Source organism: Aeromonas sp. MR7, from assembly GCF_963899385.1.
GTDB lineage: Bacteria > Pseudomonadota > Gammaproteobacteria > Enterobacterales > Aeromonadaceae > Aeromonas > Aeromonas bestiarum.
This window is the reverse complement of the sequence record NZ_CAWQXH010000003.1, coordinates 22,051-45,163: the sequence shown is the minus strand read 5'-3', so window position 1 is coordinate 45,163 and position 23,113 is coordinate 22,051. Positions and strand designations below refer to the sequence as shown.

The following is a 23,113-nucleotide window of genomic DNA, read 5'->3' as shown; positions in this document are numbered from 1 at the left end:
GATAGAGGTTACACGCTATGGAAACGGTGTGAGGTTACAAGCTCGTAGCCCTTGTCTGGCTTGGGCTACAGTCATTCTGCTTGGCGGTGTAACCTGTAACCCCGAGCGGTTACAGATTGCAGTATTAGCTTACTCGCAGCAGTAGTTTCCCCAGATTGGTTACCCACTCTATGACAAAGGGGCCCGGAGGCCCCTTATCGCAGTTGCTACAGGATCAACTAGTGTGGCAAGGGTTACAGCAGTAGTAACAACCATTTGATTGGCTGTATGTCTTCTTTGCTTGAGTAACGGCAGGCCCGCAACTTACGAAGTCTCCCAAGTACATGGCATTAGCCGAGTCAGGGCCGTGGGTACACGTTGCGGTATGGACTTCGTGATCACCGTTTGGTTGAGCTTTCTTGTTTACGTAGTAGCGCATTGCATCAGCCTTTTAGTTGTCGTCTATGAAGCCTTATGGCTCCATGAACAGCATATCGAGCCGATAATGATATGACTGTGAATAACATCACAGGAGTCTTTTGATTCTGTCTTCCTGTTACTCTTTTCTTCGGCTGAAAACTGAAATTTCCCACTTTCTTGAAGTTGGTGAAAACGTATATAACCATATGTTTTTTAAGTAAAAAACCTTCTTTCGTGGGACAGGAAAGAGATTCACTCCATGATAAAAAATTGCCACGGAAAATAGGTTTTTATCATATTTATCAATATGTTGTATTTTTTGTCTGGCCTGAAGCCGGACCCTGTTTTTGCAAAAAGCAGCAATTTTTTTCACTTTGTGAAATCTCATCTGTGCACCTAAGCCCCAAGCACGGCGCGGCCTAGAGCTAGGAAACTGCGGTAATCCAGTTTTGCAAAAATTTTTCTTGGTGCGGCCCGCAGGCGGGAGCGGAAGAGCGCGGATTCCGTGATGCAGCCTTGTCTGTGGCTATTTTGAGGACCTATAAGGTAGCTAATATGGGAATGTACGGAGTTACCTGCTATGGGCTATTGAATGACATCGGTGTTATTAATTATTTTCTATTGCGATCTAGCGTATTTAAGTAATTTCCTTATTACGTCAGGTCTTTGCAACGCACGGGACACTCGTAATATGTATGTTGGAGTTGATGCACGTTTTGTAGCTCAGTGGTGATAGTGCGCCTCCTTGGTTATTTATCCATGGGTTTGTTTGCTTTAATTGATAGCATTTATAAAATTCATAACTAGCTCTTTAGCGTATTGTTGGATATTATGTTCTGGGAGTGTAGGGTTGTTAATATTGTGTTTGGTTGAGGTGAGAAGGGAACATGGACGCTACATCAATAAAAATATCTGATTATAAGTGTTTTAAGAATCAAGTTGGATTTGACTCTATAAAAAGAGTTAATGTTATTATAGGTAGAAATAATAGTGGAAAATCATCTATTTTAGATATAATAGAAATTATGGTGTCACCCTCTTATGGACTAGGGGGGAAAACCAAATTAATAATCGGGAGGTCCATTGACGAAGAGGCGATAAGGAAAACATTTTATGATAATCATGTATCGTCGACCATAGCGATAAACCATAGAAATGACTTTGAATATGGTATGAGATTTTTAGGTAGAAAAATAATTTGGTCTGAAGGTGACACTGCCAAAAGCAGGCAAAGAACATTGCTTTATGTTGACGATGGTGATATTCATCCGCATTTAAATGACCTTCCGAGTCATAGAGATTCTTTTGTTACAAATGTTAGTCGACCATTTCAAGGTAAAGTTTTCAAGAGACTGTTTGCTGAGCGAGATATAAAGCCAGAGCCATCTACAGACGGCTTGGCTATTGCAGGGAATGGCCAAGGCTTGACAAATACTATTCAAAACTTCATAAATAGAGCTGACTTACCCAGTGATTTGGTTGAGAGTAAGTTATTAGATGGCCTGAATGCAATTTTCTCTCATGATGCTCACTTTGTTGATATAGTATGCCAGCTACATAATGACTCTAAAGAATGGGAGATCTATCTAGAGGAAAAGAATAAAGGACGAGTGCAGTTATCAAAGTCTGGTAGTGGATTAAAAACTGTAATCAGTGTGCTATCATTTCTTATTCTTATCCCTCATCTAGAGCGCCGACCCTTAGAGGATTTTATCTTTGGCTTTGAAGAGTTAGAGAATAATATTCATCCATCACTACTACGGAGACTAAATACTTACATATATAATGCATCGATTGAGAATGACTTTGTTTATTTTATTACTACACATTCTAATATTTTAATTGATCAGTTTAGTAAACAAGATAATGCGCAGATTATTCATGTAAGCCAAAAAGATGGCGAATCCACGTGTACAGTCGCAAGAACATACTTTGATAACCATGGTATTTTAGATGACCTTGATGTAAGGGCCAGTGATATACTCCAAGCGAATGGTATTATCTGGGTTGAGGGGCCTTCTGACAGGATTTATATTAATAGATGGATCGAAATTGTAAGCAATGGAGAGTTGAGAGAAGGGACACATTATCAGGTTGTATTTTATGGTGGAAGATTGCTTTCCCACCTTTCAGCAATTTCCGAGGCAGATAAAGACAATGGGGTATCTATCTTAAAAGCCAATAGAAATGCCGCTATACTGATAGATAGTGACAAAAGAAACAAGTCAAGTAGAATTAACGATACAAAAAAAAGAATTATATCTGAGTTTGAAGACATAAAAGCATTCTGCTGGCTCACTAAAGGAAAGGAAATTGAGAACTATATTCCTACTGGTTCGATAAAAAATGCTTTTGGTATAAGTCATGAAGTTGCCCAAGTTGAGCAGTATGAAAACTTCTTTGATTATCTTGAGGGGTATTTACCAAGCAAAGGAAAGTCATATGAAAGCAGAAAAACAATTCTTGCTAGTCAATTGATTCCATTCATGACAGAGGACATGCTAAAAGAAAGTTTGGATTTATATGAAAATCTTCTTAAGCTATGTAATGAGATAAAAAAGTGGAATCGTTAAGTAACGCTTCCACTTAAATTGTGTGAGCCATATTGTGGCTGTCAGTATTTTAATGTGACAGTGTCAAAAATGGCTCCACCATCTACAATATAAACCCGCATTGGTTTTAATCCTGGTAATCTAATCAATGCTTGCGTTTTATTATCTTGAGTTTTCAGTAATATCCCGTGCTCATTTGCTAATTTAGCTGCTTTTTTTGAATCCCTTCCATTATTTATTTCTTTCCAGCCCTCAGGAAGGACATAGAATAAAACAAACTCATTGCTTCCAACTTTTGGATTCTTTCTATAACCAACCATCTGTGTCGGTCGATGATTCGGATCATCCCAGTCAGCAAACCGGCTGTACTGGTAAGCGGTAAAGAACTGGCGGATTTGGCGCAGGGTTGCGGCGTCTTCCTGGTTGCCAAGGTGGCCACGGTCGGCCAGCCACGCATCAAGGCACATTCTCGCGGCTTTGGTGGCTTCTCCCGATTGCCATCCAGTGATGCCTAACCGTGTGGCCAGCTCACCGGCTGCGGCTACCAGGGCAAAGCGGTTAATGGCTCGGCCTACCTGATTACCGGCGCCCTCTGGCGTCATGGTGGTGATCAGTCGGCGGATCTCGCCCTTCATCCAGGCGCTGTGCTCGTTCAAGTCGTTGGCGAATGCCTCGACATAGGCCCGAAAGGCGGTGCCGTGTTGGCCTTGCAGGCGCTCGCGCAGGGTATCGGCGAACTGGCGGCCATCGGCCATGCCGTGTAGCTCCTCAAACGCGCCGTGCTTGCCGGTATCACTCGGGATCTGGATTGTACGGATCTCCATACCGGCAAAAGTGCGCTGGCCTGCTTGCTCGGCATGGTCTTCTAGGGAAAGCTCGCCAGTTGAGAGGAACAACAAGCGCCACTGTTTGCGCTCACGTAGTTCTCCATCTTGGCGGCTTCGCCCCTTGCCCTGGCCATTGGCCAGCATGTAGGCCACCAGACCCGCCTCCCGGCCATCCACCTCCTTGATTTCATCCAGGCAGAGCAGCGCATCGTTGCGGCGACTGGCGATCCCTTCTATGGCGTTACCAGTGGCCCGCCATGTGTGAGCAAATGCCTCGGGGCCGTACACGCTGGCGGCAGCCATCATGACGGTGGTTTTGCCGTCGGTACTCTCTCCTTTCAGGTGGAAACCGCCCCCCTCGACCCCAATCAGCGTTAGCAAGGGGGCGGCAAAGGCACAGGACAGAGAAAAGGCCAACCGGCTGTTACCGACCGCAAGGGCAGCCACTTGGGCTTGCCATTCAGCCAAGGTGCCGGACGTGGTGAAGTCGTTGTTCACATAGCCAGTGGTTTGCAGGATCACCTCGTTGGCATCCGGCCCTAAGTTGCCGTTTGGCAGCACATAGGCTTGCTTGTGCCAGCCGGTGCGATCAACACAGGTGATCCGGGCTTGCGGTTGGCAGCTCATGAGGTAATCACGCAGTAGGTTCTTTTTGCTCATGTTGATGTAACTGAGCCCGCTTTCTGCCAGCTGGCCGAACACCTCCTCACCGCCTTTGTGAACCAGCATTCGCATGGGCATTGCCCAGCGGCGGGTCTTGCCGTTGGTATCCCGCCATTCCAGCAATCGGCCAAAGCCTTGGCCCTGCTCGGTATGGGTGATCGCGGTGACGTGCAGGGGGGAGCAGATAGGCACCGGCACGCGTTCCGCCTCCTCTCCCTTGCCGCGCCACTCCATGGCAAAGAGCCGCTCTTTGCTCATGCTGTAGTTGTCTGGTAGTTCTGGGGCCTTGGGGGGCTGTTCTGCCGGTGTCTGAGTCTTTGCGTAAGCGGTCATGATCGCCTTCTTGGTATCGAGCAGCCCATGGGCTTGGTGGTAATCGTTCCAATCACCGGCCTCATGAGGAAGGCAAACTAGCCCTCCTACCACTGCAGCGGCTTGTTGGGCTTTGGCTTGGCCTGGGTTGCCATCAATCTGGGCATCGTTATCCCCCGCAATCAGGATCGGATCTGCTCCTTCGCGGCGTTTGGCTATCTCTGCGACTGCCAGCAGGTTGCTCGTATCCATGGCGCAATAGATGGTTGCGCCTGTTGCCAAGTGGACGGATACGCCCGTTGCGTAGCCTTCACAGACGGCGACTTGCAGGCCACCGGTTAACCGATGAAATGCCCCTGCTTTCTGGCCGCCGGCCAAATAGCGTTTCTCGCCTTGTGCGTCGATTAGCTGGACGTTGACCAGCTGATCATTTTCATCTGTGAGCGGTATTACCAGGGAGCCTTGGGGGAAGTTGTGCCGGGCCTCGCGGATCAAGGTCTGATTGGTGTCTGCCAGCCAATCTGGCAAATGTTTAAGGGCCAGATAGGGGCTACGTCCTTTGATGCAATCTCGCATGATAGAGGCCGCCCTGGTGCAGGCTTTGCGCTTGGCTTTTTCCTCGTCCTGTCGAGCCTTGGCCGCTATCTGCTCCGCATTCTGACGGCGGGCTGCTATCTCTTGTTCATCAAGACCCGATGCGGATAGCCCGAGTAGGGTGGCCACCTCTTGGGCGGCCTCCTTGGTGCTTTTGTGGGTGGCCTTGGCCAGTAGGGTTAGACCATCACCGGCCCCGCATTGTGTGCAAATCCAGGTCCCTCGCCCTTCCTTGTCATCCAGGCGAAACCGGTCTTTCCCACCACAGGCAGGGCAGGGGCCATGCTGTCCACGTTTGGGAATAGAAAGCCCCAGCTCTGCCAGGATTGCTGGCCATTGACCACGGGCTGCTAGGGAGACATCAGAGACAATGCGAGGGGAGATCATGATTCACCTCCCGGTAACCGGTCATTCAGTTCGCTGATCCGGCAAGAGTTGGTTTCTACCTCTTTGGCGAGTCCACGCAACAGGCCAGATAGGCCATAGGTAAACTCTTCGTGTTCGATACGGTCTTTACGCTCCCAATCCACGCTGGCAGTTAGCAACCGGGAAAGGGTATTCAAGGCGCAGGCAGATACATCGAGATCAGCAGTGACACGAGTAAGTTCTTTTGAGGGGTGAGGGTGTTGATTCATGCTTGCCCCCTTTTCGCATTGGGAATACGGGCAACAAACACGAGTGGCAAGCCAGGAAGATTGGCGCGCGCTTGGGCTTCGGTATCAGCGACAGCAGAAATGGTGCGTATACGGTGCAGGTCTGAGACCCGGCCACGAGTGGCGATCAGGAAGGTGAAGATCATGAGGATTGGTCCATAGTTGCTTAGCACTATGGCGGATCGGGTAGCCGCAAGACCGCGCTCAACTAGGAAAGCGCAGTGGGGGCGTTTTCTTTGGCTCCCGACCCATGCCCCCAAAACTGGATAGATCTGGGGCATGGAGCCCAAGATCAAGGGATAGGTGCGTATTGTCCGTAGTTGATTCACGACCTGCGGGTGTCTAGTCCGCCAGCCATACCAAGGGGTGTCTAGGCCCTTGATAGGGGTGAGGCTATCCGAATTGATCCATGGATGCAACTCTTGCCGGGGATCAGGGGCTTTGCTATGGTGCATGGGCTTGCTCCTCTGGAATTGGGGGTGGGGTAAGCAAATAGGGAGCCCTGGCAGGCTCCCTTTTGTATTTCCGGTTTGTGTTACTCCCCAAGCTCCCGCTGCAAGCACTGGCGCTTGCCTGGGCTATTGCACAGCGCCAGCAGGTCAGCCGCTTGCGGGCGGGTCGAGGTGACCAACACTTCACGGGCGGCGGGCTTGTCGCCATCCAGTGCCACCTGCTCGCCGCTCATTGCCTCTTTGAGGGCGTGGGCCAGCTCGTTTTGTGCCCACTTGCGCGCCCCTTCCTGCCCCATGATGGTGGCCTTGGCGTGGGTCAGGGCGGCCAGCTCGGCCAGTCGCCCCTTGAGCCCGTTGAGGATGGACGGCATCACCTTGTGGTCGAGGTAGCTTTCATAGCCTCCGGCCACCATGCTCTGGGCGCTGTTGACCGCCAGCTGGGCCTGATAGAGCGGCATGGCCAAGCGCTTTTCCTGACACTCCGACAAGGTGGTCGCCGCCTTGGCATCCTCCAGCAGTTCCCCCAGCTCGCGGTATTCTCGCGCCGCTTCCAGTGACACCTCCCCGCCCATCAGTTGGTTAATGCGCCCTTGGCGCAGCTCCTCGCGGCGATCCTTGGCTGCTGGGATTTGGGCTAGTAAGGCTTTGCGTTGTGCACGCAGTACCTGAATTTCGCTGTCCAGCTCCATCAGCTTTTGGTGCTCGCTTTGGAACAGGGCCACGTGTTCATCCAATCGGCTGGCGCGGGTGCCCATTGGGGCATTAGGGAGCTGAATAGTCGGCACGGCCTGCAAAGTCTGTTGTTGCATGGGGTTACTCCTCGGTGGCAAGGGTGATGGCATCAAAGGCGGCGTAAGCGGTGGGCTCGCCCAGGGCGTAGGACTGGGCGCGGTTGTAGCGAATGCCCCAGCTGGCGAGGTCGTCAATGTCCCCTGCGTTGAGGCGGTGGGTGTGGTTGACGGTGAGCACTTGCAGGTTCTCGACCAGCGTGATGGTCAGATAGGTGCTCGGCATGTGCTGGTGCGAGACAAAGCCCAAGTCGGCAATCTTCATACGCTGGGTCTTGTCCCGTACCTGCCCTGGCTTGAGGTGGGCTTTCTGGTGGGCGCGTAGCAGGTCGCCGCCGACCATCACCACCAAGCGCGGGTCTTGGCGGTAGGCTGGCGGCAGCTTCTCAATCAGGGCATATACCATTGCGTCCAAGTCGGTGAAATCGCCCTTGCCGCTGGGGTCGAACGTCACGGCATCGCGCAGCACCCGCAGCCCCTCGGGGTCGGCGGACTTGGCCAGCGCAGGCCAGCCCATCATGACGTCTTCCCCGTTCGGGTTGGCCTCGGGGTCGGTGTTGACGGCGGCGGTCTGGCCATGAAAGCCGACCCGTATCAGGTCATCCGCAAAGGCGGCCAACGCCAGCTCTTCGAGCAGGTTGTTAGCTTGGCTCTGGTCGAGCCCTGCCAGCATCTGGGCCAGCTGTTGCCACGTCCAGATGGCGCTGCTGTCCAGCTCTTCGTATTCGTGTTCGCGCTTGCTCGGCTCGGCCCGCACCAGAAAGCGGCCTTGTGCCTTGCGGCCACTGCGCAGGGCTGGCTTGAGCGGGTCAAAGCGCAGCGCATGGGGGTCATCCACGCCCTGGATAGAGACCATCCACAAAAATGGGGCGGCCTGTAGCATGGCCGCTGTCAGGGCAAGGCTGGCGGCGTTGTCGAGGTTGCCAAAGCTGGGTTGAGGCGCAGGGATAAAGCTCAGGCGCACATCGTGCAGCAGGTCAGATAAGCTCATTGGATGGGGCTCCTTAGTAAACACGGTAATGGTTGGCGTGGGTGGGGTCGTCACTGCGGTCAGCAGCGGGGGCGCTCGGCTGGTTGGGTCGATACGGGGTGAAGCTGTCGAGCTTGCGGCAAAGGGCCGTCACCTCCGCTGACAGGGCCTCTATCTGGCTAAACATCTGCTCAGGTTTTGATGTCCGGAAAGCGGGTTTTGCAGGTGTGGGCGCAGAGACAGGCACCAGCAGGGGACGCCTGCTGGGCGGCTTGGCGCTAAATTGCAGCTGGGTTAGCCCCGTCAGGGTCGGCTGGTCAGTGACGGTCACACCGGACAGATACCACTTGCCAGTGCCCGCGAAATTCTCACTGGCCTCAATGGCGCAAAAGGCATGGGCGCCGCTGGTGTTGAGGTCTATCAGTTCCAGAGTGGGGCACAGCTCGGCCAGCAGCTTGAGCTGGTCGCCTTGCTCTTGCAGCTTCACGGCGTGGACGTGCCCCAGCGGGCGACCCCGTACCCCATCTGGCCAGAGGTTGGCCACGTAAAAGTTCGGGTCGTACGTCTCGGCCAACTGGCGCAGACACTCGGGGGTGATGGTGCGGCCATCCAGTGTTGCCCCCGTGCTGGCGATGCAAATCCAGCCGGTTTTTACTTGGCTCGTCATTGTGCGGCTCTCCGGGTTACAAGTGGTTTCGTCAGTGAATTGGTCTGCTCCAGAGCAGCCTGCATATCTAATTGCTGTTGGTGCGCTGTCACGCTTTGGCTCAAGGTGCCATGTGCTTCCGGCGACAGGCCACGCACCAGGCTGATAGCCATGTCGCTGGCACTTTTTGCGGATGGGCTTAGGGTGTGGCTATAGGCCAGGGTGGATACCCAGGAGTGCCCGCAATTAACATCTGTGCATTGGCAATAGAGGTTGGCGACCCCCGCTGTTATGCGGTTGGTTTTGGTGATGCGGCCCAACTGGCCGCACTCGGTGCACATCACACGCATAGTGAGTACCTCCAAGGTTATTGGATGGGATTCGCTGGTTTGCTGGAATGCAGCATTTTTCGTGCTGCCAGGAACGCATCCAGATCGGCGCGTTCGTAGAGGGTGCGGTTGCCTAGTTTGTAGTAAGGGAGTTCATAGCGGCCATTACTGGCCCACACCCCGAGGGTCTTCTCTGACAACCCAAGGTAGGCGGCAGCCTCACGGCGGGTGAGACGGTCTGGCGTACTTTGGTTAATTGCGGATTTCATATTGGCACCCCCTGCATTGATTTAATGCAGCTGATTTTCTCTGGGGTGCCATGAAAACGGGAGGGATAAAAGTGGTCTTGGTTTTTTTACTTGTGCTGTTAGAAGTCTTCTGTTATTGCTTGCTGAATTGGCATATCCCATACCCCAGCATGAGTCAGTGTCCTTTCCCAGGTCCTTAAACATTGTACGTCAGCAAAAGCCAGTGCATTCTTCCTATATGTTTTTCGCAATGACTCAGGCTCTATATTTAAGTGTGGGTATACTAGTGAAAGAATTAACTCATCACTAATAACACCAGGGTAAAGCTGATTGGCGATCATCGTATCTAGCAGCATAATGTATTTGTTGGTAATGATTTTCCTCAGTGAGTTATTACTTACCTTCATGCTGTCTTGTCTTAATTCGATGGCGCACTCCTGACGCCATGTGTCCAGCAGACGACTTATATCCTCGAGGATTTCTTTGTTTGTGTAGTGACTTAAGTTGATTGCCACCACAATGTTTTCACCTGGAGAATATTGGAGTTTTGGCGCAAAAACATCAATATTGGCTTCAATGGTATGATGTGCACTGAACGAGTCGACAGGACTTAGTTCTTTAGACTCTGCAACCCGTGCCATTTCATAGACTTTTTCAACGGATAGTGGTGTCACACTGTTCAGATATGAAAGTACCTTTGGCTCATCCAATATAATGTCGTTCATAAAAGCTTGTAGTTCGTATGCCTTGGCCCGGATCTCTCTTAATGTAGTTATTTCTGAAATTCCAGTCGATTTTATTATTTCTCTAATCTTTGTTGCATCGAACCTTTCTTTCATAAAGTCGAATATATTTATTTGTATGTCATCTGGCCGATGAATAGTAAGGCTGTCGGATAGATACATTTTCAGCCATGGCTCGATATAGTGGCCTGCGGCTGGGTCATTATTTACTAACAGGTCATGGATATTAGCCCGCAAGTGAAGTTGTTCAATTACCTCTTGAGTGGTTAATTCACTAATGTTTTTATATTTTTCATTTTGAAAGGCAGTGATTATTTTAGTGTGCATCACACCATTTTTTAGAGAGAGTTTGAACTCTTCATTTTCCATGTAATCAGCTTTAAACACCGTTCTCTCCTCTATTATTCGGGGCTTCATGCAGGCTTAGCAATAAGCGTCTTTGCTCCTGCTCTGATAACGTTGCAAAAATAGTCATTAGATTGCTATTGGCATTATTTGTACTATCCAGGCGGCCTGCATATTCCAAAATATCCCGCTCGATCCTGGTCGCCGGTTTACGCAGCTCGTCCGCTGTGAAATGGATATAGCCTTGCGTCACGTCAGCACTGCGCAGAGTGCGGTGGTTCATCAGCCGCTTGATGGTGTACTGGCCGACCTCGGCCAGTTCGGCCACGGTGCCAAAGGTGCGGCGGGCATCGTGGCATTTGAACTCGAGCGGCGGCAGGCCGTCCGGGTTCGGGTGGGGCACGGTAGCGGCGCAGATCTTGGCAATGACCCGGCGCGGCTCATGAATGGGACGATCAGGGTTACGGCCAGGAAATACGAACAGGCTCTGTTTGAGGTTCCAGTGCCAGCGGCGGCGGAAGATGGTGAGCAGGGTTTCGGTGATCGGCAGTTCCAGCGGGTCGCCGTTCTTGGTCTTATCAATCCAGAAGTAACCGCCGCTCATACTGACGCGATCCCAGGTGAGCTGGAACACTTCGGAGCGGCGCAAGCCGGTAAACAGTGCCATGTCGATGGCATCGCAGACGGTGGCGGTGGTGTCGTCTCGCCAGTCGATGGCGTGTTGCCTGACCTGTTCCACCGCATCCAGCCAGCGCCGGAGTTCGTGAGTGCGGATCCGGTCATTGCGTCTGGGGCTATTGTGCCAGAGGCGCTTGCTGCTCAAGACTTCGGTGGGTGGCTCAGGCAGCATGACCCGATCATTGGCGTCCCGGTAATGGTCGCGGGCAAAGCGCCACACGGCCCGAAGGGTACGCGCCCAGCGGTCGGCCTGTGCCTTGCTGCCCTTGCCGGTCCCCGCCTTGCGAAACTCGCGGGCCGCGCCATGCCAAGAACCGGGCAAGCCCTCGGTGATGGCCTTGTGCCGTACCTCGATCTTTTCCCTAGTGAGTTTGAGCAAGCAGATCGTCATCCAGTCGCCGGAGTAGTTGTTGAGATCGGCGCGGTAGTGCTTGGCTGTCTCCGACCTGATCCGATCCCCCCGGCTGGCAAGGTAGGCATCAATGGCTTCGCCCAGAGTGACCTTCAACTTGTCCTGCTCACGCCGGATCACGTTAGGGTTCTGGCCGGTCATGGCCACATCGCCCAGGATCTCCAACGCCTTGGCGCGGGCCATGTCGATGGTCAGTGCCGGGTAGCGCCCCAAGGTCGCCCTGATAAAGCGTCCCTCTTTGCTCTTGGCCACGCTAAACGACTTGCTCCCAGTGGCCCCGACCCGGAGCCTCAGCCCCTGCACCATGGCATCACAGTACTCGACCTGCTTCCCCTCTGGTGCGGGGGGCAGTGCATCGATCGTGGCCTTGGTGAATTTGAACGCTTTCATCTTCCTCCCACAAAACAGGCTAGCCAGAGGAAGGGCAGGCAAGACAGGTCTTGTAACCTCTGTAACCTCTGACTATTTATGGTGAGGTTACAAACAAACCCAGTTAAACCGTGGCTTGTAGGAGGTTGTAACCTTGTAACCTCTGTAACCTCAATATTTAAACCCTATGCGACCTTTTTGGCCCAAGGGGGGGGGAGTGGCGTTTGCTGCTCCTTTCCCTGGCTAGCCTGCTCTTGGCCGACCAATCGATCCGGGTATCCTAGAAATCGATTGGTCGAAAAAGGATACGTATAGGATACGTCAGAGGGAGAATATGGGGGAAGAGTGGGGAAGGTCATAAAATGAGCGATGAAGCCTAAGGTATTGATTTATATAACATCATATACTGTACGTAAATACAGTAAAATGCGTTTTTCCCACGCTCATAATCGATTGGTCGCCCGTTCAAGTCGGGCAGGGGCCACCAAATTCCGTAAAAAGGCCGCTCATCATGAGCGGCCTTTTTGTTTCTGGCTATTTAACAGCCTAGATCCAGATCGGCGGAATAGAGGGCAATGGTGAGTCGACAAGGGACAGACCCGGCCAGGGGTGCTGGTCTGTCTGACATGTCAGGAGTGCTGATCCTGACGCGCCGGCGCTTGCTGCGGGCGTGCGCCGCGCACCGCAGGCAACATGCGTGCCACCAGATTGCTGCGCTGGCGCCAGGAGGTGAATGCGAGGGCCGTCAGGTGCAGCGCGATCAGCCCTTGCAGCGCCCAGGTACACCAGAGGTGCCAGTCGTCGGCTCCCAGTTCGAAACCCAGCTCTGTGTTCTGGAACCAGCCGCTACCGGCGGTGGCCAGTACGGTCAGCCAGAGCGCCCATGCCGCCAGCTTGCCGCTGCCGTGATGGCCTGGGGTCGCCGGGGTGCGTTCACGCAACTCCACGGCCTGCTGGCGAAAATCTGCCCGGCTCGGGATCAGGGCTCGCAGCCGGGCATGGCCCCTGGCGAAAGAGAGCCCCCACACCAGGCGCAGGCTGATCAGTGCCATGGCGGCATACCCCAGCCATTCGTGCCACTCTTCCCCGGCCTCGTTGAGCCAGAGGTTGCCGATACAGGCGGCCGCCACACCCCAGTGGGTGAGGCGGACCAGACTATCCCAGTGAAAGGGCTCAGCCTTTTTGCTTGGCATATTTGTGGTACTCCTTCTTCAGGTCATTGACCTTGGCCAGGTGCTCGCGCGCCTTGGCTTCGTCACCCGCCTTGAGGGCTGCCAGGCTGGCATCCAGCTCGGTCTGCACTTCGTTCATGCCTTCCAGAAACTTCTCTTTCTTGGCGGCCGGCATGTTCTTCTGCTTGGCGACGTCGAGCTGAGCCTTCATCTCGTTGATGTGTTTCTCCATGGAGGCTGCGTCGCCGGCCTTGACGGCCTGCTTGTAGTTGAAGCCGATCTTCTTCATCGGTTGTTCCAGCTCGCCGGCCATGGCGGGCAGGGTCATCAGGCCAAACATCAGGGGCAGCAACAGGGGGCGAACAGTTTTCAACATGGGATTTCCTTATTTAACGACATGCTTATCAATTTAGATTGGTTTCTTATGAACCCTTATTTGGCGTTCATGACAGGCATGATGCCATGAGCCACCGTGAACTGTTTGTGAAAATTGCTGTTTTTTGTCACAAATGGTAACGCCAGAGGGGAAAATGTGAGGGCGGTGGCGAGGGATCCCCCTGGGGCAAGGGTGAGAGCCGTTAACAAATCCAGCCGGTCGCACCATATGAAAAAGGGCCCGCAGGCCCCGATCATAATCTGTGTGTCACAGGTGGAAATTACTGCTGCTGCTCGCGCTCGATGGCACGCCAGCCGATGTCCTTGCGGTAGAAGAGGCCGTCCCACTTGATGCGAGCCGCCAGCTGATAGGCCCGCTGCTGGGCTTCGGCGACGGTATGGCCGAGGGCGGTGGCGCACAGCACGCGGCCACCCTGGGTCAGGCTGGTATCCCCTTCCAGCCGGGTGCCGGCATGGAATACCTTCTCGCCGGCCACTTCATCCACCGGCAGCCCGCTGATGGGGCGATTGCTGCTGTAGTCGCCGGGATAACCACCCGCTGCCAGCACCACGCCGATGGCGGCGCGGGGGTCATAGATGGCCTCCTTCTGATCCAGCTTGCCGGCGCAGGCGGCCAGGCAGAGTTCCACCAGATCGGATTGCATCCGCAGCATGATGGGCTGGGTTTCCGGGTCGCCGAAACGGCAGTTGAACTCGATCACCTTGGGGTTGCCCTGGCCATCTATCATCAGGCCGGCGTAGAGGAAGCCGGTATAGACATTACCTTCGGCCGCCATGCCACGCACGGTCGGCATGATCACCTGCTCCATCACCTTCTGGTGCACGTCAGCCGTCACCACAGGGGCCGGGGAATAAGCCCCCATGCCACCTGTGTTGGGGCCTGTGTCGCCATCGCCGATTCGCTTGTGATCCTGACTGGTGGCCATGGGCAGCACGTGCTCGCCATCCACCATGACGATGAAGCTCGCCTCTTCCCCGTCCAGAAACTCTTCGATCACCACCCGGGCACCCGCTTCCCCGAACGCATTGCCGGAGAGCATGTCGCGCACCGCTTCCTCCGCCTCGGCGAGGGTCATGGCGACGATCACGCCCTTGCCCGCCGCCAGACCATCGGCCTTGATGACGATGGGGGCGCCCTTCTCACGCAGGTAGGCCAGTGCCGGCTCCACCTCGGTGAAGTTCTGGTAGTCGGCGGTCGGAATGGCGTGACGGGCCAGGAAATCCTTGGTGAAGGCCTTGGAGCCTTCCAGCTGGGCGGCGGCGGCGGTCGGGCCGAAGATGGGCTGACCGGCAGCGCGGAAGGCATCGACCACCCCTTTCACCAGCGGTGCTTCCGGCCCGACTATGGTGAGGCCTATCTGTTTTTCCCTGGCGAAGGCCAGCAGCCCCTCGATGTCGGTCGCCTCGATGGCGACGTTCTCGACGCCCGGCTCCAGCTGGGTGCCCGCATTGCCCGGTGCCACGAAGACGTGGTGTACCAGTGGGGAGTGTTTGGCCTTCCAGGCCAGGGCGTGTTCACGACCGCCGTTGCCAATGATCAGTACTTTCATCGTATCGCTCGCTTCTATTCGTGGTAACCGGCTCAGCCCGCAGATGGCGCGTCGCCGGTTGAAAATAGTCAGTGGAAAAGAGACAACAAAAGGGCCGCCAGCGGCGACCCTGACCCATCAGTGACGGAAATGGCGCATGTTGGTGAACACCATTGTCATGCCGTGTTCGTCGGCGGCGTCGATCACCTCCTGATCGCGCATCGAGCCACCCGGCTGGATGACGCAGGCGATGCCGGCGGCCGCGGCGGCATCTATGCCATCGCGGAACGGGAAGAAGGCATCGGAGGCCATGACGGAGCCCGCCACCGTCAGCCCTTCATCCTCGGCCTTGATGCCGGCGATCTTGGCGGAGTAGACCCGGCTCATCTGGCCGGCGCCGACCCCTATGGTCTGGCCCTCTTTGGCGTAGACGATGGCGTTGGATTTGACGAACTTGGCCACTTTCCAGCAGAACAGCAGGTCTTTCAGCTCGGCCTCGGTCGGCTGGCGCTTGCTGACCACCTTCAGGTCGTCCTGGGTCACCATGCCAAGATCCCGCTCCTGCACCAGCAGGCCGCCGTTGACCCGCTTGAGGTCAAAGCCCTGGGCCGGCGCAGTCCACTGGCCGCATTCGAGCAGGCGTACGTTCTGCTTGCTGGCAACGGCGTCACGGGCTGCCTGGCTGACGCTCGGGGCTATGATCACTTCCACGAACTGGCGGGCGACTATGGCGGCGGCGGTGGCCCCATCCAGTTCGCGGTTGAAGGCGATGATGCCGCCAAACGCCGAGGTGGGATCGGTCTGGTAGGCGCGATCGTAGGCAGTCAGCAGGTTGTCACCTATGGCCACGCCACAGGGGTTGGCATGCTTGACGATGACGCAGGCCGGCTCGTTGAACTCCTTCACGCACTCCAGCGCCGCATCGGTATCGGCGATGTTGTTGTAGGAGAGCGCCTTGCCCTGCAGCTGTTGGCTGCTTGCGACTGAGCCCGGTGCGGCCTGCTCTTCGGCATAGAAGGCGGCAGCCTGATGGCTGTTTTCGCCGTAGCGCATGTCCTGTTTCTTGATGAACTGGCTGTTGAAGGTGCGCGGGAAGCGGGACTCTGCATCGCCCTCCTTGTTGTCACCATAGCTAGGCACCATGGTGCCGAAGTAGTTGGCGATCATGCCGTCATAGGCGGCTGTGTGCTCGAAGGCGGCGATGGCAAGGTCAAAACGGGTAGCAAGCTGCAGGCTGTTGCCGTTGGCATCCATCTCGGCGATCACGCGCGCGTAGTCGGCTGCCTTGACGACGATGGCCACGTCTTTGTGGTTCTTGGCGGCGGAGCGAACCATGGTCGGGCCGCCGATGTCGATGTTCTCGACCGCATCGGCCAGGGTGCAGCCCGCTTTGGCCACGGTCGCGGCGAAGGGGTAGAGGTTGACGACAACCATGTCGATTGGGGAGATAGCGTGCTGAGCCATGATGGCGTCATCTTGATCGCGACGACCGAGAATGCCGCCGTGGACCTTGGGATGCAGGGTCTTGACCCGGCCATCCATCATCTCGGGGAAACCCGTGTAGTCGGAGACCTCGGTCACCGGCAGACCCGCGTCGGCGAGCAGCTTGGCGGTGCCGCCGGTGGAGAGCAAGGCCACGCCACGTTCGTTGAGTGCCTTGGCAAATTCCAGGATGCCAGTCTTGTCAGACACACTCAGCAGTGCACGGCGAATGGGTCGAGCTTGTTCCATCACACTATCGTCCTCAGCATAACGGGGACCGTTCCATGGGAGACGAGGCTCAACACAGAGAGTCCCCAAATAAATGGAAGTGGGGGATTTCGCAAACCACTCTCGCCAAAAAGACCTGCTGTTGGCAAACGTGTTTTAGGAAATGCCCGCTTGACGCGACGCTCTCTTGTGGGCGCGTATTCTACACAAAAAATGTGAGCCGTGGTGGATTTTTTAAGGTGACAAAGCCTTGTCTGGTGCGGTGTTAAACGTTTTCTGGCGGTTTTTTGTGAAACGTTTGTCTTTTCAGTGTTTTGATGGAAAAAAGTGACCGCGGCACCTTTTGCTTGCCCGTTTTCTGCCTCTGGCTGGCAATCCATTGGCAAAGGGGCGATAGTGGGTTCCGGTTTTTTGAACGGCAAATCCAATGGGGGAGAGGGCATGTATCGGATCGGGGAATTGGCCAAGGCGTGCGGGGTAAAGGCGGATACCCTGCGTTTTTACGAGAAGAACGGCCTCATCTCGCCCGGGATCCGCAACGAGTCCGGCTACCGCCTCTACGGCGAGCAGGACAGGCGGCGACTGGAGTTCATCATACGTGCCAAGTCGGTGGGCTTCTCCCTTGCCGACATAGGTGAGCTGCTGGATCTGGACACCAACAAGGCCAAAGTCACCTGTCAGGAGGTGAAGGCGGTGGCCGACACCAAGCTGGCCCAGGTGGAGCAGAAGATCATGGAGCTGACCCGCTTTCGCGAGAACCTGCGCGAGCTCTCCAATATCTGCTGTGGCGGCCCGCGCTCGGCGGAGCACTGCGCCATCCTCGAGACCCTGGAGTCCGGAGCCCCGTCCCGCCACGAGCATCACGATCATGAGCACTGAATCTATCAGCACCAAGCCGCGCCCCCGGATCTCCGCCTTCCTGGCGCTCTCCCTCGACGGCTTCATCGCCGGGGAGGGGGACAGTCTCGACTGGCTGACCCCCTTTTCCGGCGACTCGCCGGAGGAGACCGGCTACAACGCCCTGATGGCGAGCGCGGATGCACTGCTGATGGGGCGCAACACCTTCGATGTCGTGCGCGCCTTCCCGGAGTGGCCCTACGGTGACAAGCCGGTGATGGTGCTGACCCACAGGTCGGCCGAGCCGGCTGTGAACGTCTCTTTCCGGCAAGGCGCCCTGGCGCAGGTACTGAGCGAGCTGTGGCTGGAGGGGGCGCGCCACCTCTATCTGGACGGTGGTCATCTGGTGCGCCAGGGCCTGCAAGCCGGGCTTGTCGACGAGCTGACCCTGTTCTGGGTGCCGGTCACCCTGGGGGCCGGCGTGCCGCTGTTTGCCGGGGCCCTGCCCGGCGGCCTCAACCCCGCCTCCAGCACTCTGCTGCCGAGTGGTCTGGTGCGGGTCGCCTACCGGCCGGGATCCTTGCCGCCCGCCGCCTGAATCCTTGCGCCACCCCCGCTTGCACTGGGCTTCGGGGAGGCGCACAATCGGCGCGTTTTTCGCCACCTGGGGATCCACTTCGGCCAGGCGTTGAACAATCGCTTATTAGAGTCAGCCATCGCAAAGGAGCCGATATGGCCAAGCAGAAGGTGGCCATCGCCACCACAGAGCCCGCTCACGATCATCAGCGCGGGGTCATCCAGGACAATCACCTCAAGGCATTGGTGACCTCCCCCCTGTTCCAGGCAAGGGTTGAGCCCAGCAAGAAGGGCAAGGGCAGTTATCAGCGCAAGGCCAAGCACGGCAAGCGGTGGGAGCCCGGCCAACAGCAGATGATGAGCGTCTGCTGCTGAGCGGGTTTCTGCCGAAGGCAGGAAGTAAACACAATCGGGGCGCCAATGGCGCCCCGATTGTTTTTCTCTGTCTGCAAAACGAGATCCCGGTCTTGCAGCAAGACAGTGAGCTGGTGCTCATTCATCCATAAAGAGCTCGAGCAGCACATTCAGGTAGCGATGGCCGAGGGACGTCAGCTGCCAGCTGTCGCCGAGATCCTCGATCAGCTCCTTGGTCTGGGCAATCGCCAGCATGGTCTCCACCCGCTCCAGGCCCAGGCCGGTGTAAGCTTCGAACTCCGCCTTGGGGGCCGGCTCGAACAACCTGAACCGGTTCATGAAGTACTCCAGCGGCAGTTCGTCCTCGCTCACCTGCCACTGCTTGTCCAGATAAGGACGGGCGGGATCCAGATAGCCTTTCGGGTGCTTCACCTTGGCGCTGCGCAGTATCTGGCCGGAGGCCAGATCCGTCATCTTGCCGTGGGCGCCGCAGCCGATCCCGAGATAATCGCCGAAGCGCCAGTAGTTGAGGTTGTGGCGGCACTGATAGCCCGCCTTGGCATAGGCCGAGATCTCGTACTGCTGATAGCCCTGGGCGGTGAGCATGGCGTGACCCTGCTCGTAGATGTCCCACAGGGTGTCATCCTCCGGCAGTGTGGGCGGCTTGGAGGCAAAGGCCGTGTTCGGCTCTATGGTGAGCTGATACCAGGAGAGGTGCGGCGGCGCGCAGTCGATGGCCTTCTGCAGGTCATAGAGGGCGTCGTCCAGGCTCTGATCCGGCAGACCGTGCATCAGATCCAAGTTGAAGGTGGGCAGTGCGATGGCGTGGGCCAGTTCGGCGGCCTTGCGCGCCTCTTCGGGGCCGTGGATGCGGCCGAGCCGGGTCAACTTCTCCTGCTGGAAGCTCTGCACCCCGATGGAGATGCGGTTGATGCCAGCCCGCTGGAAGCCGGCGAACTTGTCCGCCTCAACCGTGCCCGGGTTGGCCTCCATGGTGATCTCGCAATCCGGGGTCAGCGCGATACGGGCGCGCACCCCATCCAGCAGGGTTTGCATCGCCTCTACCGTCAACAGGCTGGGGGTGCCACCACCGATAAAGATGGAGGAGAGCGGACGCCCCTGGGCCCACTTCAGATCCTGATCCAGATCCTCCAGCAGGGCCGCCACGTACTCGAGGTGAGGCAGCTCCCCTTTCTGGGCGTGGGAGTTGAAGTCGCAGTAGGGGCACTTCTGGACGCACCAGGGCACATGGATATAGAGGGAGAGGGGCGGCAGTTGCAGCATGGGGCTTCCAATAATCAAACATAAAAACGGGGGCTGACGGCCCCCATTGTAGATGAAATGCGTGCCGGCGTATGGTCCGGACTCAGTGAGTTGCCGCCAGCGCGGCTTTCAGCCTGGCCAGCGCCTGGCCGCGATGGCTGAGCTGGTTTTTCAGCTCGCTCGGCATCTGGGCCGAGGTGCAGTCATGGTCGGGCACGAAGAACACGGGATCATAGCCAAAGCCGTGCTGACCGAGCGGTTCGTCGATGATCATCCCCTCCCAGCTCGCCTGGCAGATGATGGGGGTGGGATCGTCGGCGTGGCGCATGTAGACCAGCACGCACCAGAAGCGGGCGCTCTTGAGGTAATCGGGGGCGCCTTTGAGCTCGGCCAGCAGCTTCTCGATGTTGTCCTTGTCGCTGGCATGCTCGCCGGCGAAGCGGGCTGAGTAGACGCCGGGGCGACCGTGCAGCAGATCCACTTCCAGACCCGAATCGTCGGCGACGGCGGGCAGACCCGTGATGCGAGCGGCGTGGCGGGCCTTGATGATGGCATTCTCGACGAAGGTGGTGCCTGTCTCTTCGGCATCAGGCACAGCGAACTCGCTCTGTGGGATCACCTGGATCTTCATATCGGCCAGCATGGCGGCCAATTCCTTCACCTTTTTCTGGTTACCTGTTGCCAGGACAAGCTTGTTCATCGAGCACCTCCGCAAAAATAATCTGCGCATTCTATGCGGGGCACGCCTTGAGTAAAAGCGCCAATTGCCCTCAATACCGCCCTGGCTTGCCACTCCTGTGACCCCGGTGGAGATGCCAACAACATACATGTTTCCATATAGGAATAACCAAAGTGATTAAATACCATTTCAATTCATTACTGTGAGTCAGTAGACTCGCGCCCCAATCGATTTTCCCTTACGGCTTGAGGTGACTGATGCCATTGATTCTTCTGCTTGTCCTGCTGGTGCTGTTCAGTCCGTTGGCCATCGACATCTACCTGCCCGCCATCCCGCAGATGGCCGAGCAGCTCGGTGCCGAAGTGACCCTGATGCAGGGCACCATCACCTGGTTCCTGTTCAGCATGGGACTGGGTCAGCTGCTGGTAGGGCCGCTCGCCGACCGTTATGGCCGCAAGCCCATCGCTCTGGGCGGCGTGCTGCTCTACGGCCTGAGCGCACTGGCGGCCGGTTTTGCCGCCAGCCTGGGTGAGCTGATGCTGGCGCGGGTGCTGCAAGGCTTCGGTGCCTGTGCCACCTCGGTCGCCGCCTTCTCTGTGGTGCGTGACAGCTATGGCCCCAAGAAGAGCGGCCAGATGATCTCCTACCTGAACGGCGCCATCTGCTTCATTCCTGCGCTGGCGCCGCTGCTCGGCGGCTGGCTCACCGCCAAGGCTGGCTGGTCTGCCAACTTCTGGTTCATGGCCGGTTATGCGGTCGTCGTCGGCAGCTGGCTGCTGTGGCGCATGCCGGAGACCCGCCCGGACGAGACCAGTAGCAGCGGCCCGCTCATCAGCTGGTCCCGCTACAGCCCTGTGCTGCGCTCCCCGAGCTTCCTGTTCAACGCCTCTCTTTGCATGTTGGCGATGGCGGTGATCCTGGCCTATGTCACGGCTGCGCCAGTGCAGCTGATGGTGAAGCTGGGGCTGGACATGAGCGGCTTCAGCTACTGGTTCACCGCCAATGCGGCGCTGAACATACTGGCCTGCTTCCTGGCGCCCCGCTTCATCGCCAGAGTGGGGCCGAGACGCACGCTGCGCATCGGCCTGCTGGTGATCACGCTGTCGGCCATAGCACTGACCCTGGTGCAGCACGTCGAGCATCCGCTGGCCATGATGGGGCCCGTGTTCTTCTCCAGCATCGGCTTTGCCATGGTGCTGGGGGCGGCAGCCGGCATGGCACTGGCCCCCTTCGGCCACTGCGCCGGGACGGCGGCGGCCCTGCTCGGTCTGTTCCAGATGAGCGGCTCTGGCGCCCTGGTGGGGATCACAGGTTGGTTGATGCCGGATCCGCTCAATCAGCTGGCGTTGCACATGTGGCTGCTGTTGCCGCCGCTGTTGCTGCTGTTGACCCGGCAGGGCCGGCGCTTGTGTTTGCAATAAATCCTGTGCTCTGATGGGCACACTCAGGGGGCCATGAGCCCCCTTCTTTTTTGCAGGCGATACCTCGCCTGACCCTAATGACAGACCCGTGGAGAAAACCGGATGAGCCAGACTCTCAACGCCGCCCTGGTGGGCTATGGCTTCGCAGGCCAGACCTTTCACGCCCCCTTCCTGACCAGCACTCCGGGGCTCTCCCTCGGTTGGGTGGTGAGCCGGGACGCCGCCAAGGTGCAGGCCGAACTGCCCGGTTGCCGGGTCGGCTCGCTGGAGCAGGTGCTGGCCGATCCTTCGGTGGATCTGGTGGTGATCGCCACGCCGAACGATACCCATGCCCCCATCGCCCGTCAGGCGCTGCTGGCCGGCAAGCATGTGGTGATCGACAAGCCGTTCGCGCTGGATCTGGCCGAGGCGAAGGCCCTGGTGGAGCTGGCCGGGAAGCAGCAGCGGCTGCTCAGCATCTTTCACAACCGGCGCTGGGACGGAGACTTTCTCACCGTACGCCGCCTGCTGGTAGAAGGTGCCCTGGGGCAGGTCGCCCAGTTCGAATCCCACTTCGATCGCTATCGTCCACAAGTGCGCCAGCGCTGGCGCGAGGCAGGCGGCCCGGGCTCGGGTCTGTGGTTCGATCTCGGTCCCCATATCCTAGATCAGGCATTGCAACTGTTCGGCCAACCGGACTGGCTGCAGGCGGATTTGGCGCAGCAGCGCCCAGGCGCTCTGGCGGATGACTACTTCCACCTGGTGCTGGGCTATGGCGAGTTGAGAGTGATATTGCACGGCAGCTGTCTGGTGTCGGCCACCATGCCCCGTTTCGTCATCCACGGCAGTGAAGGCTCGTTTATCAAGTTCGGCATGGATGTGCAGGAAGATCAGCTCAAGCTCGGCAAGCGGCCACCGGCGGCGGACTGGGGCCTCGACAGCGAACCCGGCCAGCTCAGCCGCATTCGGGATGGTCAGCTCCAGCAGCAGACTGTGGTCGGTGAGGCGGGGAATTACGGCGCCTACTATCGCGGCGTCTGCGCCGCCATCAGGGGGGAGGGAGAGAATCCGGTGCCGGCCAGCGAGGCACTGGCGGTGATGGCGCTGCTGGATCTGGCCCGTGACAGCCACCAGCAAGGGAAACGGCTGGCTTGTCAGAACTTGTCTGACTGAGATGCATACCTCGCTTCTCACCCGAATGGGGAGAATCGCCGTTT

Annotated in this window: 22 protein-coding genes and 1 pseudogene; 6 read left to right on the top strand and 17 right to left on the bottom strand. The window is 56.9% G+C overall.

Translation table 11 applies throughout. From position 1 onward, the window contains the following. Positions 1 to 1,286 precede the first annotated feature (1,286 nt). Positions 1,287 to 2,972 (top strand): ATP-dependent nuclease, encoded by a 1,686-nt coding sequence (locus AACW87_RS01765; RefSeq protein WP_241326404.1) that lies wholly within the window; start codon positions 1,287 to 1,289, stop codon positions 2,970 to 2,972. 41 nt (positions 2,973 to 3,013) lie between these two features. Here the strand turns inward: AACW87_RS01765 and AACW87_RS01760 are convergent, their stop codons facing one another. The 15 genes and pseudogenes from AACW87_RS01760 to purH all read right to left on the bottom strand — a co-directional run bounded on the left by AACW87_RS01760 (position 3,014) and on the right by purH (position 16,808). Beyond that, the gene (locus AACW87_RS01760; protein WP_241326403.1) at positions 3,014 to 5,734 is read right to left on the bottom strand and encodes a DUF927 domain-containing protein; all 2,721 of its coding nucleotides are present in this window, start codon (positions 5,732 to 5,734) and stop codon (positions 3,014 to 3,016) included. Beyond that, positions 5,731 to 5,982 (bottom strand): hypothetical protein, encoded by a 252-nt coding sequence (locus AACW87_RS01755; RefSeq protein ID WP_125601595.1) that lies wholly within the window; start codon positions 5,980 to 5,982, stop codon positions 5,731 to 5,733. Before AACW87_RS01755 ends, AACW87_RS01760 begins: the two co-directional genes overlap by 4 nt. Then, on the bottom strand, positions 5,979 to 6,146 hold the full coding sequence (locus AACW87_RS01750) for a host cell division inhibitor Icd-like protein (RefSeq protein ID WP_241326402.1): 168 nt from the start codon (positions 6,144 to 6,146) through the stop codon (positions 5,979 to 5,981). Before AACW87_RS01750 ends, AACW87_RS01755 begins: the two co-directional genes overlap by 4 nt. Before the next feature lie 389 nt (positions 6,147 to 6,535). Beyond that, on the bottom strand, positions 6,536 to 7,261 hold the full coding sequence (locus AACW87_RS01745) for a hypothetical protein (protein WP_241326401.1): 726 nt from the start codon (positions 7,259 to 7,261) through the stop codon (positions 6,536 to 6,538). A gap of 4 nt (positions 7,262 to 7,265) precedes the next feature. Further along, positions 7,266 to 8,231, bottom strand: a complete 966-nt coding sequence (locus tag AACW87_RS01740; protein ID WP_241326400.1) for a P2 family phage major capsid protein — start codon at positions 8,229 to 8,231, stop codon at positions 7,266 to 7,268. A gap of 13 nt (positions 8,232 to 8,244) precedes the next feature. Then, positions 8,245 to 8,877 (bottom strand): GPO family capsid scaffolding protein, encoded by a 633-nt coding sequence (locus tag AACW87_RS01735; protein ID WP_241326399.1) that lies wholly within the window; start codon positions 8,875 to 8,877, stop codon positions 8,245 to 8,247. Continuing rightward, the gene (locus AACW87_RS22600; protein WP_445206842.1) at positions 8,874 to 9,029 is read right to left on the bottom strand and encodes a hypothetical protein; all 156 of its coding nucleotides are present in this window, start codon (positions 9,027 to 9,029) and stop codon (positions 8,874 to 8,876) included. The genes AACW87_RS01735 and AACW87_RS22600 overlap by 4 nt, the downstream gene beginning before the upstream one ends. A gap of 11 nt (positions 9,030 to 9,040) precedes the next feature. Further along, positions 9,041 to 9,206, bottom strand: a pseudogene (locus tag AACW87_RS01730) (ogr/Delta-like zinc finger family protein); the annotation flags it as partial. A 17-nt stretch (positions 9,207 to 9,223) separates the two neighbouring features. Further along, positions 9,224 to 9,454 (bottom strand): helix-turn-helix domain-containing protein, encoded by a 231-nt coding sequence (locus AACW87_RS01725; RefSeq protein ID WP_212540074.1) that lies wholly within the window; start codon positions 9,452 to 9,454, stop codon positions 9,224 to 9,226. A 98-nt stretch (positions 9,455 to 9,552) separates the two neighbouring features. Next, the gene (locus AACW87_RS01720; protein WP_241326398.1) at positions 9,553 to 10,563 is read right to left on the bottom strand and encodes a DUF6387 family protein; all 1,011 of its coding nucleotides are present in this window, start codon (positions 10,561 to 10,563) and stop codon (positions 9,553 to 9,555) included. After that, the gene (locus tag AACW87_RS01715; RefSeq protein WP_241326397.1) at positions 10,556 to 12,001 is read right to left on the bottom strand and encodes a site-specific integrase; all 1,446 of its coding nucleotides are present in this window, start codon (positions 11,999 to 12,001) and stop codon (positions 10,556 to 10,558) included. The genes AACW87_RS01720 and AACW87_RS01715 overlap by 8 nt, the downstream gene beginning before the upstream one ends. Before the next feature lie 608 nt (positions 12,002 to 12,609). Beyond that, positions 12,610 to 13,173, bottom strand: a complete 564-nt coding sequence (locus AACW87_RS01710) for a cytochrome b/b6 domain-containing protein (protein ID WP_241326396.1) — start codon at positions 13,171 to 13,173, stop codon at positions 12,610 to 12,612. Further along, the gene (locus AACW87_RS01705; protein ID WP_043142093.1) at positions 13,154 to 13,528 is read right to left on the bottom strand and encodes a cytochrome b562; all 375 of its coding nucleotides are present in this window, start codon (positions 13,526 to 13,528) and stop codon (positions 13,154 to 13,156) included. The genes AACW87_RS01710 and AACW87_RS01705 overlap by 20 nt, the downstream gene beginning before the upstream one ends. Before the next feature lie 280 nt (positions 13,529 to 13,808). Next, positions 13,809 to 15,098 (bottom strand): phosphoribosylamine--glycine ligase, encoded by a 1,290-nt coding sequence (purD, locus tag AACW87_RS01700; RefSeq protein WP_241326395.1) that lies wholly within the window; start codon positions 15,096 to 15,098, stop codon positions 13,809 to 13,811. Positions 15,099 to 15,215: 117 nt separating this feature from the next. Then, positions 15,216 to 16,808, bottom strand: a complete 1,593-nt coding sequence (gene purH / locus AACW87_RS01695; RefSeq protein WP_241326394.1) for a bifunctional phosphoribosylaminoimidazolecarboxamide formyltransferase/IMP cyclohydrolase — start codon at positions 16,806 to 16,808, stop codon at positions 15,216 to 15,218. Between the two features lie 420 nt (positions 16,809 to 17,228). On the opposite strand from purH, the gene zntR reads away from it, so the two are divergent. From zntR to AACW87_RS01680, 3 genes are all read left to right on the top strand, one after another. After that, the gene (gene zntR / locus AACW87_RS01690; protein ID WP_043142084.1) at positions 17,229 to 17,666 is read left to right on the top strand and encodes a Zn(2+)-responsive transcriptional regulator; all 438 of its coding nucleotides are present in this window, start codon (positions 17,229 to 17,231) and stop codon (positions 17,664 to 17,666) included. Beyond that, positions 17,656 to 18,222 (top strand): dihydrofolate reductase family protein, encoded by a 567-nt coding sequence (locus AACW87_RS01685; protein WP_241326393.1) that lies wholly within the window; start codon positions 17,656 to 17,658, stop codon positions 18,220 to 18,222. Before zntR ends, AACW87_RS01685 begins: the two co-directional genes overlap by 11 nt. A 134-nt stretch (positions 18,223 to 18,356) precedes the next feature. Further along, a complete protein-coding gene (locus AACW87_RS01680) occupies positions 18,357 to 18,575 on the top strand; it encodes an alternative ribosome-rescue factor A (protein WP_043554937.1) in 219 nt (72 codons plus the stop codon). A gap of 117 nt (positions 18,576 to 18,692) precedes the next feature. On the opposite strand, the gene hemW is transcribed toward AACW87_RS01680, so the two are convergent. Both hemW and rdgB read right to left on the bottom strand, forming a co-directional pair. Beyond that, positions 18,693 to 19,838, bottom strand: coding sequence for a radical SAM family heme chaperone HemW (gene hemW / locus AACW87_RS01675; protein ID WP_241326392.1), 1,146 nt, complete (start codon positions 19,836 to 19,838; stop codon positions 18,693 to 18,695). An 82-nt stretch (positions 19,839 to 19,920) separates the two neighbouring features. Beyond that, positions 19,921 to 20,517: an RdgB/HAM1 family non-canonical purine NTP pyrophosphatase gene (rdgB, locus tag AACW87_RS01670; RefSeq protein ID WP_241326391.1), complete on the bottom strand. Its 597-nt coding sequence runs from the start codon at positions 20,515 to 20,517 to the stop codon at positions 19,921 to 19,923. Between the two features lie 236 nt (positions 20,518 to 20,753). On the opposite strand from rdgB, the gene AACW87_RS01665 reads away from it, so the two are divergent. Continuing rightward, on the top strand, positions 20,754 to 21,917 hold the full coding sequence (locus AACW87_RS01665) for a multidrug effflux MFS transporter (protein WP_043142070.1): 1,164 nt from the start codon (positions 20,754 to 20,756) through the stop codon (positions 21,915 to 21,917). 102 nt (positions 21,918 to 22,019) lie between these two features. Further along, positions 22,020 to 23,069: an oxidoreductase gene (locus tag AACW87_RS01660; RefSeq protein WP_241326390.1), complete on the top strand. Its 1,050-nt coding sequence runs from the start codon at positions 22,020 to 22,022 to the stop codon at positions 23,067 to 23,069. The last annotated feature ends 44 nt before the right edge of the window (positions 23,070 to 23,113 follow it).

What these genes read in the sequence shown, in the direction of transcription:
- zntR (WP_043142084.1), top strand. Translation starts at nt 17,229, where the DNA reads ATGTATCGGATCGGGGAATTGGCCAAGGCGTGCGGGGTAAAGGCGGAT.
- purD (WP_241326395.1), bottom strand. Translation starts at nt 15,098, where the DNA reads ATGAAAGTACTGATCATTGGCAACGGCGGTCGTGAACACGCCCTGGCC.
- AACW87_RS01680 (WP_043554937.1), top strand. Translation starts at nt 18,357, where the DNA reads ATGGCCAAGCAGAAGGTGGCCATCGCCACCACAGAGCCCGCTCACGAT.
- AACW87_RS01715 (WP_241326397.1), bottom strand. Translation starts at nt 12,001, where the DNA reads ATGAAAGCGTTCAAATTCACCAAGGCCACGATCGATGCACTGCCCCCC.
- AACW87_RS01725 (WP_212540074.1), bottom strand. Translation starts at nt 9,454, where the DNA reads ATGAAATCCGCAATTAACCAAAGTACGCCAGACCGTCTCACCCGCCGT.
- purH (WP_241326394.1), bottom strand. Translation starts at nt 16,808, where the DNA reads ATGGAACAAGCTCGACCCATTCGCCGTGCACTGCTGAGTGTGTCTGAC.
- AACW87_RS22600 (WP_445206842.1), bottom strand. Translation starts at nt 9,029, where the DNA reads ATGGCTATCAGCCTGGTGCGTGGCCTGTCGCCGGAAGCACATGGCACC.
- AACW87_RS01685 (WP_241326393.1), top strand. Translation starts at nt 17,656, where the DNA reads ATGAGCACTGAATCTATCAGCACCAAGCCGCGCCCCCGGATCTCCGCC.
- AACW87_RS01660 (WP_241326390.1), top strand. Translation starts at nt 22,020, where the DNA reads ATGAGCCAGACTCTCAACGCCGCCCTGGTGGGCTATGGCTTCGCAGGC.
- AACW87_RS01745 (WP_241326401.1), bottom strand. Translation starts at nt 7,261, where the DNA reads ATGCAACAACAGACTTTGCAGGCCGTGCCGACTATTCAGCTCCCTAAT.
- hemW (WP_241326392.1), bottom strand. Translation starts at nt 19,838, where the DNA reads ATGCTGCAACTGCCGCCCCTCTCCCTCTATATCCATGTGCCCTGGTGC.
- AACW87_RS01710 (WP_241326396.1), bottom strand. Translation starts at nt 13,173, where the DNA reads ATGCCAAGCAAAAAGGCTGAGCCCTTTCACTGGGATAGTCTGGTCCGC.
- AACW87_RS01750 (WP_241326402.1), bottom strand. Translation starts at nt 6,146, where the DNA reads ATGATCTTCACCTTCCTGATCGCCACTCGTGGCCGGGTCTCAGACCTG.
- AACW87_RS01760 (WP_241326403.1), bottom strand. Translation starts at nt 5,734, where the DNA reads ATGATCTCCCCTCGCATTGTCTCTGATGTCTCCCTAGCAGCCCGTGGT.
- AACW87_RS01755 (WP_125601595.1), bottom strand. Translation starts at nt 5,982, where the DNA reads ATGAATCAACACCCTCACCCCTCAAAAGAACTTACTCGTGTCACTGCT.
- AACW87_RS01705 (WP_043142093.1), bottom strand. Translation starts at nt 13,528, where the DNA reads ATGTTGAAAACTGTTCGCCCCCTGTTGCTGCCCCTGATGTTTGGCCTG.
- AACW87_RS01735 (WP_241326399.1), bottom strand. Translation starts at nt 8,877, where the DNA reads ATGACGAGCCAAGTAAAAACCGGCTGGATTTGCATCGCCAGCACGGGG.
- AACW87_RS01740 (WP_241326400.1), bottom strand. Translation starts at nt 8,231, where the DNA reads ATGAGCTTATCTGACCTGCTGCACGATGTGCGCCTGAGCTTTATCCCT.
- AACW87_RS01665 (WP_043142070.1), top strand. Translation starts at nt 20,754, where the DNA reads ATGCCATTGATTCTTCTGCTTGTCCTGCTGGTGCTGTTCAGTCCGTTG.
- rdgB (WP_241326391.1), bottom strand. Translation starts at nt 20,517, where the DNA reads ATGAACAAGCTTGTCCTGGCAACAGGTAACCAGAAAAAGGTGAAGGAA.
- AACW87_RS01765 (WP_241326404.1), top strand. Translation starts at nt 1,287, where the DNA reads ATGGACGCTACATCAATAAAAATATCTGATTATAAGTGTTTTAAGAAT.